This window comes from Rhodanobacter sp. MP7CTX1, assembly GCF_014205795.1.
Lineage (GTDB): Bacteria > Pseudomonadota > Gammaproteobacteria > Xanthomonadales > Rhodanobacteraceae > Rhodanobacter.
Genome location: NZ_JACHCN010000007.1, coordinates 21,149 through 35,531 on the forward strand (window position 1 = coordinate 21,149; position 14,383 = coordinate 35,531).

General features: G+C 62.8%; 14 protein-coding genes. All 14 read left to right on the forward strand.

Going from position 1 to position 14,383, the window contains the following annotated elements:
• The first annotated feature begins 2 nt into the window (after positions 1 to 2).
• On the forward strand, positions 3 to 749 hold the full coding sequence (locus tag HDE77_RS10530) for a hypothetical protein (protein ID WP_184417290.1): 747 nt from the start codon (positions 3 to 5) through the stop codon (positions 747 to 749).
• Positions 746 to 1,501 (forward strand): hypothetical protein, encoded by a 756-nt coding sequence (locus HDE77_RS10535; RefSeq protein WP_184417291.1) that lies wholly within the window; start codon positions 746 to 748, stop codon positions 1,499 to 1,501. The genes HDE77_RS10530 and HDE77_RS10535 overlap by 4 nt, the downstream gene beginning before the upstream one ends.
• Entirely contained in the window at positions 1,498 to 2,742 is a 1,245-nt protein-coding gene (locus HDE77_RS10540) for a DUF4255 domain-containing protein (protein ID WP_184417292.1), read from the forward strand. Before HDE77_RS10535 ends, HDE77_RS10540 begins: the two co-directional genes overlap by 4 nt.
• Positions 2,739 to 4,970, forward strand: coding sequence for an ATP-binding protein (locus tag HDE77_RS10545; RefSeq protein WP_184417293.1), 2,232 nt, complete (start codon positions 2,739 to 2,741; stop codon positions 4,968 to 4,970). Before HDE77_RS10540 ends, HDE77_RS10545 begins: the two co-directional genes overlap by 4 nt.
• Positions 4,967 to 5,272: a hypothetical protein gene (locus HDE77_RS10550; RefSeq protein WP_184417294.1), complete on the forward strand. Its 306-nt coding sequence runs from the start codon at positions 4,967 to 4,969 to the stop codon at positions 5,270 to 5,272. Before HDE77_RS10545 ends, HDE77_RS10550 begins: the two co-directional genes overlap by 4 nt.
• A 187-nt stretch (positions 5,273 to 5,459) precedes the next feature.
• A complete protein-coding gene (locus HDE77_RS10555; protein ID WP_255482650.1) occupies positions 5,460 to 7,415 on the forward strand; it encodes a DUF4157 domain-containing protein in 1,956 nt (651 codons plus the stop codon).
• A gap of 273 nt (positions 7,416 to 7,688) precedes the next feature.
• Complete coding sequence (locus tag HDE77_RS10560) at positions 7,689 to 9,659, forward strand: DUF4157 domain-containing protein (RefSeq protein WP_255482651.1); 1,971 nt, start codon at positions 7,689 to 7,691, stop codon at positions 9,657 to 9,659.
• 191 nt (positions 9,660 to 9,850) lie between these two features.
• The gene (locus HDE77_RS10565) at positions 9,851 to 10,069 is read left to right on the forward strand and encodes a hypothetical protein (protein WP_184417296.1); all 219 of its coding nucleotides are present in this window, start codon (positions 9,851 to 9,853) and stop codon (positions 10,067 to 10,069) included.
• 2 nt (positions 10,070 to 10,071) lie between these two features.
• Positions 10,072 to 10,827, forward strand: a complete 756-nt coding sequence (locus tag HDE77_RS10570) for a CHAP domain-containing protein (RefSeq protein WP_184417297.1) — start codon at positions 10,072 to 10,074, stop codon at positions 10,825 to 10,827.
• A 164-nt stretch (positions 10,828 to 10,991) separates the two neighbouring features.
• Positions 10,992 to 11,768 (forward strand): hypothetical protein, encoded by a 777-nt coding sequence (locus HDE77_RS10575; RefSeq protein ID WP_184417298.1) that lies wholly within the window; start codon positions 10,992 to 10,994, stop codon positions 11,766 to 11,768.
• Positions 11,765 to 12,424 carry a hypothetical protein gene (locus HDE77_RS10580; RefSeq protein WP_184417299.1) on the forward strand — a complete coding sequence of 220 codons (660 nt, stop codon included), beginning with the start codon at positions 11,765 to 11,767 and terminating at the stop codon, positions 12,422 to 12,424. Before HDE77_RS10575 ends, HDE77_RS10580 begins: the two co-directional genes overlap by 4 nt.
• A complete protein-coding gene (locus HDE77_RS10585) occupies positions 12,424 to 12,744 on the forward strand; it encodes a LysM domain-containing protein (protein ID WP_184417300.1) in 321 nt (106 codons plus the stop codon). The genes HDE77_RS10580 and HDE77_RS10585 overlap by 1 nt, the downstream gene beginning before the upstream one ends.
• Entirely contained in the window at positions 12,737 to 13,873 is a 1,137-nt protein-coding gene (locus HDE77_RS10590; protein WP_184417301.1) for a hypothetical protein, read from the forward strand. Before HDE77_RS10585 ends, HDE77_RS10590 begins: the two co-directional genes overlap by 8 nt.
• On the forward strand, positions 13,870 to 14,376 hold the full coding sequence (locus HDE77_RS10595) for a phage baseplate assembly protein V (protein WP_184417302.1): 507 nt from the start codon (positions 13,870 to 13,872) through the stop codon (positions 14,374 to 14,376). Before HDE77_RS10590 ends, HDE77_RS10595 begins: the two co-directional genes overlap by 4 nt.
• The last annotated feature ends 7 nt before the right edge of the window (positions 14,377 to 14,383 follow it).

Below are 14,383 nucleotides of genomic sequence, written 5' to 3' on the forward strand. Positions count from 1 at the left end.
CCATGCACACGCCCACGGCCTCGCAGTTGTTGCAGGTTTGGGAGCGCGGCGCCGAACGCTCCGCTGCCGCGAGCTGCCTGTGGCTGCTCGGCATCAGTTGCGATGAGTGCCAGCCGGAAGTGTTGGCGAAGCTGCCACTCGGCCAGCGCGACAGGTTGCTCCTGAGGCTGCGTGCGCAGCTATTCGGCACACAGATGCAGACTGTCGCGTGGTGCCCGCAGTGCCAGGCCATGGTCGAGGCGGCGTTCGACTGCGGTGATCTGCTTGCTGTGCAGGAAATCAGCGAGGCGATGCCCTTGCTCGAACTTGCATCGGACGATCGGTCCAGCGTCGTGCGCTTCCGTCTACCCGACAGTACTGACCTGCTGGCGTTGGAAGGATGCAAGGATGCGTTGCAGGCGCGCGAGATGCTGCTCAAGCGCTGCGTCGTCGAGATCGAATCTCGACCATCCGGCAACGGGCAGGGCACACCGTTCCCCATCGAACTGCAGGCGCAGATCGCTCTGGCGATGGCCGCTGCCGATCCGCAAGCCGATGTGCAGCTCGCTTTCACGTGTCCAGATTGTTCGCATCGCTGGGAGCCCATGTTCGATATCGCACACTTCCTGTGGCAGGAGCTGCATGCCTGGGCGCTGCGCACGCTGCGCGATGTGGATCTGCTGGCGCGCGTCTACCACTGGTCTGAAGCCGACATCCTGGCGTTGAGCCCGCGACGCCGACAGGCCTACCTTGAGCAATGTGTGTCGTGAACGACTTTCTCGACCGCGTCACAGCGAAGGCGATTGGCAACGAGGCGATGCTGGCGCCACGGCTGCCGTCGCTGTTCGAGCCGCAGGCGGCCCCGATCATGCCGGCAACGTTTGAGACGAGTGCGTTCGAGGAGCAAAGGAATGCGCGAGCGACCCAGGACGCGGCGGAAGCGGGCCTTCGTGGCGCTGCCATCGAACGCAGCCCGACAGCGCCGGAGCCGCAGTTGAATGAAGCTGCGCGCAAGCACGAGCCATCGCAGCCCGATGCAAAGCAGCGACCGACGTCCAGCGTCGCGCCGCAGGCTGCCATCGAAACAACGTCGTCTTCGCCCGACATTGCGGTCGACAGAACGGCACAGCCCACGACGACGGAGCGCACGCGCCTCAATGCCACGCCACGCGAACCGGTGCAACCACGCGTGTCTCGCGTGGCTCGTGAATCGCTGACTGCTTCGGCCATGGCACGTCCCGCAGACACCGGCGTCCTGCTGCCACCGGCCAAGCCCGTTTTCGTTTCGACAAAGAACCTGGGCGACTTGCCCGCGCGCGCCGCTGAAGCGATGCACTTGCGCTCCGTCGGACCGACCCAGCATCGAGCCGAACAAAGCGAACCCATTGTTCACGTAAGCATTGGACGCCTGGAAGTACGCGCGGCTCCGAACAACGCGACGACGCCGACCCGTCGCAACGATGCACCACGTCCCAGCAGCTTGGATGACTATCTGCGTGAGCGCGGCAAGGCGGTGCCATGAGCAACACGCTTGCCATTGCCGCCGCGACCTGCACGCTGCGCAACCTTCTGCTGGCGCAGATGCCGGTGCTCGACAGTAACCTCAGCGATCTGGAGGTGACGCTGCAGCCGCTCGACATCGCCCGCAAAGGCATCAGCAAGGCGCAACTCAACCTGTACCTGTACCAGGTCATCTATAACGCCGCCTGGCGCAATATGGACATGCCGGGACGCACGCGCTCCGGCGAGACCGCGACGCCGGCATTGGCTCTCAACCTGCACTATCTGATCACTGCCTACGGTCGCGGCGACACGGATACCGACGCGCTGAGTCACCGGGTGCTCGCCGCTGCGATGAGCACGCTGCACGATCGTTCGGTGCTGGACAGCAACGACATTCGCAACGCCCTGCCGAACAATGATCTGGCCACCCAGATCGAACGTATCCGGCTCACCCCATTACCGCAAAACGTGGACGAACTCTCCAAGCTGTGGACGGCGTTTCAAACCAACTATCGCGTGTCTTCAGCGTACGAGGCCACCGTGGTGCTGATCGACAGCCAGGCTGCAGCACGTGCGAACCTGCCCGTGCTCAAGCGTGGTTCGCAGGATCAAGGCACGATCATCATTGCTTCCGCTGCACCGGTGCTTGATTCACTCAGCCTGCCGCACTCGCAATCCGCGGCGCGGCTGGGTGATGACATCGTGCTCAGCGGTAGTCAGCTTGCTGCCGCAAACATGCTTGCGCGCTTCAGCAGTCTGCGGCTGGATGCGCCGATCGACATCGCGCCCACGGCGGGTGCTGCAACAGGCACCTTGACGGTGCATCTGGCCGACAGCAGCACTGACCCTGATGCACCATCGCGCTGGGCTCCCGGCATTTACACCATCGCGCTGCTGCAGCAGCAAACCGGCCTGCCGGCACTTCTCAGCAACGAGTTGCCGCTGGCGCTCGCGCCCGTCATCACAGTGAGCCCGCTTACCGCTGCGGTGGGAACGCTCAACTTGAACATCACCAGTACGCCACGCATTCGCGACGGCCAGCGCGTATTCCTGCTGTTTGGCGATCAGCTGGTGACACCGCAGAGCATCACCAACCCGGCTGATACGCATCAGCCGACGGCACTCGTGTTCCAGATACCGAATGTCGCAAAGGGTACTTACACCGTGCGTTTGCGCGTCGATGGCGCCGACAGCATCCCGGTCGATTTCAGCGGCAACACGCCGGTGTTCGCCAGCAACCAGCAGGTGGTCGTGTCATGAGCGATCAAACGCAGTGGCAGGCCGCCAACGATCAATACCTGGCTGACGCGCTGGCGGACATGCGTGCGCGCTTGCAACGCCTGGCCGCACAGCAGGGCACCGAGGTGCCGCCGGTCACCGCTCAAAACACCGCAGCGGCGAATGCCGCAGCGACGGCGCCCGTCGTCAATGCGCCGCCTTCCGTACCAAGCGGCAACGTGAAGCACGCGTCATGGCTGATGTGGATGTTCGGCGAGCATGCCACGCAAAAAGCGTCGGCACCGCCAGCACCACCTGTCGAGACCGCGCAACCCGCACAGCTCTCGATCGCCCTCGAAGTGGCGGCACCCGGCAGCGCTGGGACCAGCGCTGCGACATCCGATACAAAGCCCTCGCCGTCATCACCTGCGGCGCCATCGCCACCGACGGCATTCACTCCCGCACTCGTATTACTTGCCCAGCGCCTTGGTCTCTCCGATTTCGAGCGCGACGTGCTGTTGCTGTGTATCTGCATGGAGCTGGATACCCGCATGCCCACGCTGTGCGCACAAGCGCAGCACGATCCGAGCAAGCCATGGCCGACCTTCGCGCTGGCCTTTGCCGTGCTTGATCGGCCGAGCTGGGATGCGCTGTCGCCAGAGCGCCCGCTGCGCTACTGGCGCCTGCTCGATATTCACCAGCCTGGCCCACAACCTTTGAGTGGTGCTGCGCTCAGTGCTGACGAACGCGTGGTGAACTTCGTCAAAGGCATGAACTATCTGGATGATCGGCTCACACCGCTGCTCACCGTTCTAAGTGCGGCGGGGCTCCCGCCTTCACAACAGGCCGTGGCCGATCGAATCATCGATAGCCTGCGCCACGTGCCCATGGGCGAACCGCTACCGGCAGTGCAGCTGATCGGCACTGACAGCATCAGCAAGCAGGCCGTCGCATTCGCGGTGGCGAGCGCATTCGGAGCACAGGCGTACAAGCTTTCGGCCGAGCTTTTGCCGAGCGCGATCGCAGAACAGGAAACACTGATCCGCCTGTGGCAACGCGAGAGCCAGTTGCTGCCGATTGCACTCTACATGGACGCGACCGATCTCGATCGCGGCGATGCCGGGACCGCGCTGGCCAAGCGCTTTCTCGCCCGCACCGGCGGGCTCACTTTCGTCGACACGCGCGAACCATGGGGCGGCACGGCGACGAACACCCTTTGCACCGACGTGGCCAAGCCCACGGCGGTCGAGCAGCGCACGATCTGGCAGCGACTGCTCGGTGAAGGCGCGGGTGATCATCCGCAACAGCTCGCCGGACACTTTGATTTCAATCTCGGCAAGATCGAACAGATCGCGCATAGTGCACTCGGCACAGCGGAACAAAAGGCCGACACGCTCGGCCATGCACTTTGGGAAGGCGCGCTGGCACGCACGCGACCGGCGCTGGACCAACTCGCTCAACGCATCGAACCCAAGGCGAGCTGGGAAGACATCAAGCTGCCAGACGACGAAACGAACCTGCTGCACCAGATCGCCGATCAAGTTGACCAGCGCAGCACGGTATACGACGACTGGGGCTTCCGCGAGCGTATGAATCGCGGCCTGTCGATCAGTGCGTTGTTCGCAGGCGAGAGTGGCACAGGCAAAACCATGGCAGCGGAAGTCATCGCGAAGGCATTGGGTTTGTCGCTCTATCGCATCGACCTTTCTGCGGTGGTGAGCAAGTACATCGGCGAAACGGAAAAAAACCTGCGCAAGCTGTTCGATGCGGCAGAGGAGGGCGGCACAATCCTGTTCTTCGATGAGGCCGATGCATTGTTCGGCCGCCGCAGCGAAGTCAAAGACAGTCACGACCGCTACGCGAATATCGAAGTGAACTATCTGTTGCAGCGGCTGGAATCATTCCACGGCCTGGCCATTCTCGCGACGAACATGAAGAGTGCGCTCGACACCGCATTCCTGCGGCGCATCCGTTTCGTAGTCAACTTCCCGTTCCCCGGCTTGCCCGAGCGCAAAGCCATGTGGGCATCGGTATTTCCGGCCAAAGCGGCGACGACGGTGCTGGATGTGGACCGCCTCGCCAAGCTCCCGCTGACCGGCGGCAGCATCCAGGGTATCGCCCTCAACGCGGCCTTTACGGCAGCGCAGCGTGGCGTGCAGATCAGCATGCCGCTCGTGCTGGATGCCGCGCGCGGCGAACTGCGCAAGCTCGACAAGCCGGTCAACGAAGCCGACTTCCGCTGGCTCGAAAGCGCTGGAGGCAAGGCATGAGCATTGTGCTGCACATCGAGCGGTTGGTGCTGGACGAGGCGTTGCTCGGTGGCGAGCTCGCTGGCACCGTGCGCAGCGGTCTTGAGCGCGAGTTGACCCTACTGCTGGCGCAGCCCGACTCCATCGACATGCTGCGGCGTCTAGGTGCGGTTGATACTCTCCCGCCAGCATCGTTGCCTTCGGCCAGTCGTCGACAGGGACGTCTTGGCCCGCGGATCGCGGCGGCCGTGAAGCATGGTCTCAGCACCCCCGCTACGACAATTGCGCGTCGGCAGGACATGCAACGAGGCGGTCATGACTGAGCGCAGCGCCAGCGTCGCCGCTGTTCCAAGCGTTCCGGCAGCTGCCTTTGTGTTGCAGCGAAAATGTAGCTGTGGCCGGCATACATCCGGCGGTGAAACGTGCAGCGAATGCGGCAAGAAGAAGCATGCTTTGCAGCGCAGGGCGGAGTCTGGCAGCTCTTTTGATGGGCCAGTACCAGACTCCGTGATGGATGTGTTGCGTTCAACTGGCACGCCACTCGACCCTGTTGTCCGGCAGTACATGGAGCCTCGATTTGGCCATGATTTCTCCGGGGTACGCGTGCATTCCGATAGCAGCGCAGCGAACTCCGCAAGGGCGGTCGGTGCGTTCGCCTACACCGTGGGGCAACACATTGTCTTCGCCGAGGGACAGCATGCCCCGCATTCCGCGGTAGGCCAGCACTTGCTGGCCCACGAATTGACGCATTCCATCCAGCAACGTACATCCCCGATATCGTTGAATCCCCGTCTTGTCGTGGGCGCAGTGGACACGGCCGCCGAGATCGAGGCGGATCGCGTCGCTGACCGCGTCGTTGCAGGTGACGTCGCCCCCGCGGTCCATGTCGCGCCTGCTCCTGTCCTGCAAAGAGCGCCGGGGCCAACGCTGGTCGACAAGCCCGTCGGCACCGACAGCGACGACGCCAAAGCCGAGCCTGATTTCACTTCACCGCAGCAGCGAGGCGGTCAGGGAAGGGCAGCAACCGTCGACGGCGGAAAGCGCGGGGACGACGAGGTCAAGATCCACGTCGTGCGCTACCTGTGCGCCTGCGCCGGACACAACGAGCTACGTCCAAAGGCATCGGGGCACCTGAAACCCAATCCGGGTGGAACGCTCGAGCTCTGCGATGGCGACGTTACCGTGGGTGTCTTTGGCGACATTGTTCCCCGAACCGCCACGAAGGGTACGGTGAAAGTCGGCGTGGACCTCAATGTCGCAAACCGTGTGAATGTCGATGTTCATGGTAAAGCGCAGAACACCGGGACGGAGCCGCAGGTCGGCCCCGGAGTCGAGGGCCGGGTCAAACTGCCTGGCGGAGGACAGGTGGGGGTCGGTGGCGATGCCCTGAAGGGAACCCAGTCGGGAAAGTGGAACATCGAAGGGGATGTCGGCTACGAGACGCCTGGCGGGACGAAGATCGGCGTCAAGGTCACCGACACACCGGGTGGCCCATACACCATCACGCCTGTCGTGGGTGGAAATCTTCCTGGCCAAAACGTGAGCAACCAGACGTGCCGCTCATGCAAGTGTCCGCTGTTCTATCAGTGCTATGAGGACATTCCGCCGCGCCCCTACGAGACGCCCACCAGCTACGACGTCGAGCAGCGTGGTCGCCTGCGGTACTACTTCAGTCTCGACAAAGCTGATGACACGACGGATGCGCAGCTCAAAAATGAGTCGAAGCAAACGCTTGACCTGGCTGCGCAACAGGTCGCGGCGGGCAGTCAGATCAGTTCGATTACTGGCTACGCCTCGCCCGAGGACAATCGCGAGAAGCCCGAACCCAATCAGAAACTTTCACTGGCACGCGCGCAGCGCCTACGCGACCTACTGGCGAAGCGGCTCGGGTCGGGTGTTTCGTTGCCGGCACCCATTGCTGGCGGTGAACTGCTGGGACGTGTGCCAGCAATTACGCCGGGAAGCGCCCTGGCCGACGCGATGCTCAGCGTGGGTTTCGGCGATGCAGAAGACGTCACGCAGTTCCTGATCGGCAGCGACATCCCGAACACCAAGCTAGCCGATCAGTTCCTTGGCTTGCTCGACCGTGTGACCGACCCGGCAGATCGGCTGAAGCTGTTCGGGGTGGACGCCAGCTCGCCGGCGGCGCCCAAGCTGCTGGCGGCCATCGAAGAATTCCGCAAGAACCGCGGCAGGGGACGCCGGCCGTGGGAAGGCATCTTTGGATACCTGCGCTATGCGACGGTCGAGATCAGCAGCAAGCACAAGGAAGCGGGCACGGAGCAGCACACCACCGAGGGATCGTTCACTCCCATGAGCGATGACGCGTGCAAACCCTATGCGCGCCATGCGGAAGGCGAGGACAGTTTTGGGCCGGCTCAGGAAAAGCCAGCCGAACACTCCGACTGCCCACTGGGTGAGCCGGCCAACCAGCCGAAGACGGCAAGCGTATGCAAATACAACTGATCAACCCGATCGGCTGGTGGGGCAGGCCTTATTCCTGCTTCGGTGATCGCGATTGGCGGCGTTATGGCGGAGTTGCGGATGAGCCTTGAAGTCTCCAGGTACGCTCATGCACGGGTCGCATCGCATGTGGCTGGGACAGCGATGCAGCGCAGTGTCGCGCGCGCAACCGAAAAAAGCACAGATCTGCCGCGGGGCATGATGCGCAAGTGTGCCTGCGGCAATCACACGCCAGCAGGAAGCACCTGCCAGGCGTGTCAAGACGGGCAGGCCAGGTTGCAACGACGTGCGGCTGTCAATCACGACGTACCGACGCCGGTCCCCTCCATCGTTCACGAGGTGCTGCGTTCGAGTGGACAGGCGCTTGATGCCGAAACTCGCGCGTTTTTTGAGCCGCGCTTTGGGCACAATTTCAGTAGCGTCCGGGTCCACGTCGATGCCAGGGCGGCGCAGTCTGCACGGGCGGTGCAGGCGCTGGCATACACGGTGGGAAGCAACATCGTGTTCGGCGCCAATCAATTCGCGCCGGGCAGTCGTGACGGACGTGGGCTGCTGGGGCATGAACTTGCGCACACCCTCCAGCAGCGTCAGTCCAGCGGCGGCCTGTCGCTGAACTGCGGCGAGCGTTCGCTGGAAGAAGGCGCCGAGGTCGCGGGCCGCGAGCTTGCTGATGGCAGGGCGGTCTCGGGGAGATTTTCGACGGGCGCGCTGCGGGTGTCGCGCCAACCGGATGCGGCCGCGGAGCGGGCCAAGGCTGTCGCCGAAGCGAACACAGCACTCGCCGAGATGGACGCGGAGGATAAGGCGGACGATGCAGCGTCCGACCCGCCCGCTACCGCCAAGAAAAAGCCGTCGCAATTTTCGCCGGGAGGATTTTCGGACGAGGATGCACAAAAGCTGTTGAACGACGCTCAATCGCGAATGGTGTTTCTGGAAAAGGCCATGGACCTTGCCGAAAAGCAGGCGCGCCGGTCGCAGTTCTTCGAAAAGCACGGAAATCTCAGCGGAACACGGCTGAAGCGTGCGTTGGGCGACGCCGAGTTCCGCAAGGAGATGGCTGAGCTGGATATTTCGTGGGATCCAAAGACCGAGGATTTCATCCGCAACGCCTACGTCGACAAGCTGGAGGCGCCGATCAATGCCGACAAGGAGGCCAAACGGACCTACGACGATTATCTTTGGGGCATGACCCACAATCAGCCGGAAGAGGAGTCACGGTTCCATGCCGCCGTAGGTTTCATCTGCCGGCATACGAACCCCTGCGCCAGCAACATGGAGCAGTTTCACCACGATATGGAAAGTGGCATGAGTCGCGACGAGGCATTGAATCGCGGGATGGCCCGGGTCGCCGTATTTGCCGAAACGGCAGCACTACCCGGCGGTCCGAGTGGGCCCATCGCCGTCGGACCCGTGGAGCCTCCGGCCGGTCCGGTGGAAATGTCGCCGTCGGAGCCGGTCGAATCGGGTGACCTGTCATCGACCAAGAAGGCCTCGCCACCCCCACCGCCGCCGCCTGGGCGACCACCGGCCGAAACATTGAAGGCTTCACCACCGCCACCGCCGGTCAACACCAGCGCGAGCCGGCCTACAGCCACACCAGTCGCGGGCAAGGCGCCGGCGTCGGTGAGCGAAGCGGAAGTTGTCGCCGCCTACGAGCGCGATCCGTCCACGATTTCGACCCATTCCAGTTCCAGATATCACCAGCAGGTGTGGCGGGAAAATGGTGGTGGCTCGGCACGACCGCCTATGGCGTACCGTATCGGCGATCGCATCGTAGTGGACGTCGAGCAGTGGCTCTCCACGTCGCGGCCTTACATCGGGATCAAGCTTCGGCCCGGAGCTTCGGCGCCACCGTGGAAAAGCGGTCCAGGTGCTCAACCTGACGCAGTTACCCCACCGGCCAAACGCCCGCCCGATCCCGGAGTTGGAACCGCCGATACGGGCAAAGCTTCGGTGCCGGAAAAGCCAAAGGGCGGTGTCCAGACGGGTGCCGCATCGGACGAATCCAAACAGCCGATGGCGCCGGCGCAGCGACGTGGGGGCCGGATGATGCCGAAGGATCCACCTCAGGCCGCCAGTCCCGAGGTCGTCGCCCGGCTTGGTTCGCGGGCCAGATATTCGGTGGACCACGACCACCATCAACAGGCCTGGGAATTATTGGGTGGGCGTGGAACAGCCCCGCCGGCGTTCTATTCCGAAGGCAACGCTTATCTCGATCCGTCGCGTTGGCCACCCACCATGAAATGAAACATGGAGTGCCTTTGTCGGGGAATAGGATTCGAGTCGAAATATTTGATTCAAGCAGTGAGTGAAGGATCGAGAAGATGAACATGCGATTGAAAACACTGATAGAGGCCGCGTTTCCAGTGAGCAAGTCATGAACATCATCAACAGCATCTTCGACGGTCTGCTCGGTTATGAGTGCCTGATGTTGATCTGTGGTTTCACTTATCGCCAAACAGTTGCAGGACACGAGTACGCCACTGCTGGCGGAGTCGCATATCGCGCTGGCCAAGGCGTATGTCGTGTTGGACGAACCGCACAACGCGCAAACCAACGTCGAGGCGGCAATGAAGATGAACCCGCAGCTCCTGGTCAATCCCGCGCTTCTGCATGCGGTTCAAGCCAACAACACCCAGCAATCACCGGAGCACTGAGCATGGATACCTTGCGCAAGGGCGATCAAGGTCAGCAGGTTGACCAGCTGCAACAGTTGCTGGTGCAACGCGGCTATCAGGCCAACGTGAATGGCACGTTCGACACGAAGACGTGGCAGGCGGTACGTGCGTTCCAGACGCAGAACCTCGACCAGCATGGTCAGCCTTTGGTTGTTGATGGCGCGGTCGGTCCGTTGACGTGGTGGAGCCTGCAAAACCCGAAGCCCTCCATCGACACACCGACGGCAGTCGACTACGCCACGATGCCGACAAGCGGTGGCAGCACCATCGGACGCGCAGCACTTGCGGCAGCGATCGGTGAACTGAAGGCGGGGGCGTGCGAGGTCGGCGGCGACAACTGCGGTCCGTTCGTCAGCAAGTATCTTGCGCCCGCCGGTGTGGCCCAAGGTAACGCATGGTGCGCCAGCTTCGTCAGTTGGTGCTTCCTGCAGGCAAGCGGCGGCAACAAGTCGGCCATGCCGTTTGCCTATGTGCCCGGTGCGCGCGACATGCTGGCGGAATTCAAGCAGAAGGGTTGGTCGTCCGCGCCGGGCAGCGGCTACGTGCCGCAACCGGGTGACATCGTGGTGTGGTGGCGGGTGAGCCTGCAGGGCTGGCTGGGTCACGTTGGTCTTGTGCATTGTGTGCAGGACGGCATGCTCTATACCATCGAGGGCAATCGCAGTCCTCGTGTTCAGGGCTTTTCTTATGTGCTGAGCCGCATGGAGCAGCTGCTCGGTTTTGGGCACGTGCCATGAGCGCATTCGCACAAGAGCGGTCATCGCCTGCACGGGCCCTGCCTGCGCCAGCGGTCGCGCTGAAGCGCAAGTGCGGCTGCGGTGCGCATGGTGCGAGCTGTCCCAGATGCCGTGAGCAAACTCGCGCAGTGGTACCGATGACGGCGCCGCAACGAGCCAGATTCATGCTCGAAAGCGATGGCAGTATCCATGCCATGTCGGCACCGGTCGCACAGGACTTCGCACGTCTTCCGGTCAACGGCGCACACGACAACCTTGACGGTAACGACGACGATGAAGGCCTGGAGTCGGTCAACGCGCCGCCGCAGGGTGGAAAGGCTGCGGGCACACCACCACCGGCGCTGCGCCCGACCGGCACTCACGTCGATGCCACCACAGACTTCACCGCAGATGCGTTGAAAGCGGGCTTTCTGTCCGGCATGGGCATCATCGCGCGCATGCAGGTGCTGCCCAACAGCACGGCATGGGACGGCAAAGAAGTGGTGGAGTCCCTCTCGCAAACCTCGTCCAGCTGTCCCGATACCTTGACCAGGCCTGGCCCATGCAACGGTCATTCGCACTTCCCTATCGGTGCGCAAATGCGCGGTCGTGGCGTGCGCCCTGTGCAGCCGGCTTTGTCCAGTCATTTCTACGATGTGCACACCTCGCAGTCCGAAAGTGTGAGCTTTCTGCACGATGCCACGCGCAACCCGAAGAACCTCAGCTCGTGCCAGTCGGTGTGCCGCCAGGACTACGCTTTCGATGGCGTGGTGATTGGTTCGCACAGCATTACCCGGCAGTTTCGCAAGGGCACGTATGGAGGACATGACGTCACCATCGTCGACGTCACCAAGGCTGACATTGCCACCACGCCGCCTGGCAGCACGACGCCGGCCGGTGGGCAGGGCAGCGGAAGTGGGAGCGGGAGCCCATCAGCAACCCCTGGAGCAAAGAAGCCATGAGTAGCTTCCCCGGCTCGCCGCGCATTCTCAAAGCAGGGTTGGTGCTGATCGACCCGGACAGCGCCGCCGTGCTGCGGGTGATCGCGCTGCAATACAACCCTGATTCGCTCACGCGCTCGCTGGCGGTACAGGCGATCAGCGCGGATGGCGGCGATCGCTCCGAAGTGCTGCGTCTGAAGGGGCCTCCGGTGGAGACGATCAAGCTGGAAGCGGAAATCGATGCTACCGACCAGCTGGAGTTTCCGGATCAGAACACGGTGACGACGCAGTCGGGCATCTTCGCCCAGCTCGCCACGCTGGAGACGATGATCTATCCCACCAGTGCGCAATTGAATATGAACGACGCGCTCGCGCAGATCGGCACGCTGGAAATCATCCCGATGGAAACGCCGCTGGCACTGTTCGTGTGGAGCCAGACGCGCATCCTGCCGGTGCGCGTGACCGAGCTGAGTATCACCGAGGAAGCGTTCGATACATCGCTCAATCCGATTCGCGCGAAGGTGAGCCTGGGGTTGCGCGTGCTGTCGGTAAACGACGTACCGACCGGCCACAAGGCGGCAAGCCTGTTCATGAGTTATCTGCAGCAGAAGGAGCGGCTTGCCGGTGCCAGCCCGGTGGTGCCGCTGTCCGCGTTGGGGATTACCGGAGTGCCGTGATGACTGCCAACTTCCCTGCCACCAGTCGCTATGCCTTGACCCCGACGGGCACGTTCGTGCGCGCAGACGGCACACCGGTCACTTACCTGTGTCGACGCTTCGTGCCTGCGCCGGAGAGCTTCGCGCTGTTGCAGTGGCACCGCGTGGTGCAGAACGAGCGGCTGGATAATATCGCGGCGCAATATCTCGGCGACCCCGAACAGTTCTGGCGTCTGTGCGATGCCAATCGCGCGCTGTGTCCCGACGAACTCACCGCAACGATTGGCCGCAAGCTGGCTATCACCTTGCCCGAAGGCATTCCGGGGGTGCCGCATGCTTAAAGGCGTGCACCTGACCTTGCTGGTCGGACCTGTGGTGCCGGTGCCGGTGCCGCAAGTGGTGCTCGATGCGTTGACCCAGATCGAGGTGGTGACGCCGGACGAAGCAGCGGGTGCGTTCACGCTCAACTTCACGCTGAGCGTTCAATCGCCGCTGCAGACTTTGTTCCTGCTCAGCGGTGGCAGCGTTGTCCCACTATTGCGAGTGATCGTGGTAGTGACGGTGAACGGCACACCGCAAGTGCTGATCGATGGCGTGGTGACCAAGACCGAAATTACTCCGGGCGCAGATCAACGGCATACCAACCTGCAGGTGACCGGCGACGATCTCACTGCGGTAATGCAGAAGCTGGAGTTTTCCGGGTTGCCTGGTCTGCCTTATCCGGCGATGCCGGCGGAAGCCATCGTCGCGCTGCTGGTGGCGAAGTATGCCTTCCTCGGCATCGTGCCGCTGGTGATTCCGAGCATCGCGATCGATGTACCGATTCCCACGGATCGCATTCCCACACAGCAGGGCAGCGATCTGGAGTATGTGCGTACGCTGGCTGAGCGCGTGGGTTATGTGTTCTATCTCGATCCCGGCCCCGCACCGGGCATGAGCACGGCCTATTGGGGGCCGAAGATCAAGGTGGGCGTGCCGCAACCAGCGTTGAACGCGGACATGGACGCGGCCAGCAATGTCGACAGCCTCAGCTTCAGCTACGACGGCAATGCGCGCAGCCTGCCGATCGTCTACATCCAGAACGAGCAGACCAAGATACCGCTGCCGATGCCGATACCGGATATCAGTCCACTCAATCCACAGCTCGGCCTGATCGACCCGCCGCCGCAGAAATTCCGCGTGCTGCCGGAGACGGCCAAGTACACGCCGATACGCGCGATGTTGCTTGGCATGGCCGAGGCATCGAAATCTGCCGATACGGTTACCGGCAAGGGCACCCTCGATGTCACGCGCTATGGCCAGGTACTGAAGGCGCGTCAGCTGGTGGGCGTGCGCGGAGTTGGCCCGGCGTTCGACGGCCTGCACTACGTGAGCGAGGTGCGCCATACGATCAAGCGGGGCGAGTACAAACAGAGCTTCAACCTTTCGCGCAAAGGCCTCATTTCGACCGTGCCGGTGGTGCCGCCATGAGCAAGTTCTACGGCAAATATCGTGGCACAGTCACCGAGAACGTGGATCCCATGCAGCTCGGTCGCATCCAGGCGATGGTGCCGGATGTGTCGGGCCTGTTGCCGTCGAGCTGGGCCATGCCGTGCGTGCCGGTGGCGAGCAAGATGAGTGGTGTGTATGTGGTGCCGCAGATCGGCGCGGGTGTGTGGATCGAGTTCGAGCAGGGTGACCCGGATTATCCGATCTGGAGCGGCGGTTTCTGGGGCATTGCCGCCGAAGTGCCTTCGCTTGCGCTGCTCGGCAATCCGGCCAGCCCGAGCATCGTGTTGCAAACCGGTCTGCAAAACACCCTGGCTATCAGCGATGTGCCCGGGCCCACCGGCGGCATCATGCTGAAGAGCACCAGCGGCGCGATGATCGTCGTCAACGATATCGGCATCACCATCTCCAATGGTCAGGGCGCCACCATCGTGCTCGCTGGCCCGACGGTGACCATCAACAACGGCGCGCTGGTGGTGACCTAGGAGACGA

Coding starts and splice junctions, on each gene's coding strand:
- HDE77_RS10595 (WP_184417302.1), top strand. CDS start 13,870: ATGAGCAAGTTCTACGGCAAATATCGTGGCACAGTCACCGAGAACGTG.
- HDE77_RS10540 (WP_184417292.1), top strand. CDS start 1,498: ATGAGCAACACGCTTGCCATTGCCGCCGCGACCTGCACGCTGCGCAAC.
- HDE77_RS10530 (WP_184417290.1), top strand. CDS start 3: ATGCACACGCCCACGGCCTCGCAGTTGTTGCAGGTTTGGGAGCGCGGC.
- HDE77_RS10580 (WP_184417299.1), top strand. CDS start 11,765: ATGAGTAGCTTCCCCGGCTCGCCGCGCATTCTCAAAGCAGGGTTGGTG.
- HDE77_RS10570 (WP_184417297.1), top strand. CDS start 10,072: ATGGATACCTTGCGCAAGGGCGATCAAGGTCAGCAGGTTGACCAGCTG.
- HDE77_RS10550 (WP_184417294.1), top strand. CDS start 4,967: ATGAGCATTGTGCTGCACATCGAGCGGTTGGTGCTGGACGAGGCGTTG.
- HDE77_RS10575 (WP_184417298.1), top strand. CDS start 10,992: ATGCTCGAAAGCGATGGCAGTATCCATGCCATGTCGGCACCGGTCGCA.
- HDE77_RS10545 (WP_184417293.1), top strand. CDS start 2,739: ATGAGCGATCAAACGCAGTGGCAGGCCGCCAACGATCAATACCTGGCT.
- HDE77_RS10585 (WP_184417300.1), top strand. CDS start 12,424: ATGACTGCCAACTTCCCTGCCACCAGTCGCTATGCCTTGACCCCGACG.
- HDE77_RS10555 (WP_255482650.1), top strand. CDS start 5,460: ATGGATGTGTTGCGTTCAACTGGCACGCCACTCGACCCTGTTGTCCGG.
- HDE77_RS10590 (WP_184417301.1), top strand. CDS start 12,737: ATGCTTAAAGGCGTGCACCTGACCTTGCTGGTCGGACCTGTGGTGCCG.